This window comes from Streptomyces sp. NPDC007095, assembly GCF_040634475.1.
Taxonomy (GTDB): domain Bacteria; phylum Actinomycetota; class Actinomycetes; order Streptomycetales; family Streptomycetaceae; genus Streptomyces.
In genome coordinates this window covers 1-1524 of the sequence record NZ_JBEYFS010000516.1, presented here as the reverse complement: position 1 = coordinate 1524, position 1524 = coordinate 1, and the positions used below count along the sequence as shown (strand labels likewise).

The 1524-nt window shown below is 67.7% G+C and carries 1 pseudogene; it reads right to left on the bottom strand.

Going from position 1 to position 1524, the window contains the following annotated elements:
* Positions 1 to 35 precede the first annotated feature (35 nt).
* Positions 36 to 1444, bottom strand: a pseudogene (locus tag ABZ656_RS57865) (IS3 family transposase).
* Positions 1445 to 1524: the final 80 nt, after the last annotated feature.

Below are 1524 nucleotides of genomic sequence, written 5' to 3'. Positions count from 1 at the left end.
CGGTGCCTGTCAAGTCAAATGAAACGAATGTGATGCTATGAAATCTGTTGTTCGGTTTGGCGTCGTTTGGCGGGGTCGTTGATCCATGCCTGGCGAGGGATCGATGGCGGGACGGGGCGGCGGTTGAACCGCTCCGGATGCTGTTCGTAGGCCGCTGCGAGGGTGGCGGCTCGTTGCTCGCGTACCAGCTCCGCAGTGCCGAAGTGCACGCTGGCCGGCGTGTGGTAGCCGATCCCCGAGTGCCGGTGGACGTGGTTGTAGTAGCTGATGAAGCCGTCCATCCACTCGCGGGCGTGCGTCAGCGAGTCGAACCTCTGCGGAAAGTCGGGCTGGTACTTGATGGTCTTGAAGTGGCTTTCGCTGTAGGGGTTGTCATTGCTCACTTTGGGGCGTGAGTGGCTGCGGGTGACTCCGAGGTCGATCAGCAGCTGCGAGACCTTCTTGGAGGTCATGGAGGTGCCCCGGTCAGCGTGCACGGTCCCGGGCACGATGCCGTTGCGCTCGATGGTCTCGCGGATCAACTCCTCGGCCCGCTCTGCCGATTCGGCCCGCTCCACCGTCCAGCCGACGATGTAACGGCTGTAGATGTCGATGATGACGTAGGCGTGGTACCAGATGCCCCTGTCCGGACCGGCCAGCTTCGTGATGTCCCACGTGAACACCTGCGAAGGGGCGTCAGCGACCAGCTCGGGCACGGTCTTGGTGCCATGGGTGGCGATCCGGCGCCGCTCGCCGTCCTGCCCGGCCTCCTTCAGGATCCGGTACATCGTGCGCTCAGAGCAGTGGTAGCGGCCCTCGTCCAGTTCGCGGGCGTAGATCTGGGCCGGCGGCAGTTCGGCGTACTCGGGCTGGTTCATCAGCGCCAGCACGGCGGCCCGCTCGGCGGCCGACAGCGCGGTGACCGGGGCCGGACGCGGCCGCTTGGGTGCCGGCGGCTTGGGGTGCAGCCGTCGGTGGTGGGTCGCCCGGGAGCGTCCGGTGATCCGGCAGGCGTCCACGATGCCCACCAGCAGCCTCAACTCCTCGACCGCTGCGTGCAGGTGGCCGTCCAGGACCTGACTCAGTCCGCGCTCTTGGACAGTGACTGCAAGAGCGCGTGTGTTTTTCCCAGCACCTCCAGTGCCGCGTTCTTCTGGTCCACCTCCGTGCGCAGCCGCTCGTTCTCCCGCCGCAGCTTGGCGTTCTCGGCCTCGGCCGGGTGCTTCCTGGGGCGGGCGGGGCTGGTGCGGTGGTCGGTCAGCTGCGCGAGCGCGCCGGCGTCGCGGGCGGCGCGCCACTCGATCACGTGGGAGGAATACAGGCGCTCGCGGCGCAGGATGGCGCCCTTCTCGCCGGCCGGGGCGGCGTCGTACTCGGCGACGATCCGCAGCTTGTACTCGGCGGTGAAGGTGCGGCGCTTCGGCTTCGGCGCCGGATCGGGGCCGGGACCGCTGGTGCTGGTCATGCGGGTGGTTCTCCTGCTCGTTCGTCCACCCAGGCTAACTGATCACGCCGGGGTGTCTCGCCCAACGATGTCAGGGAGGG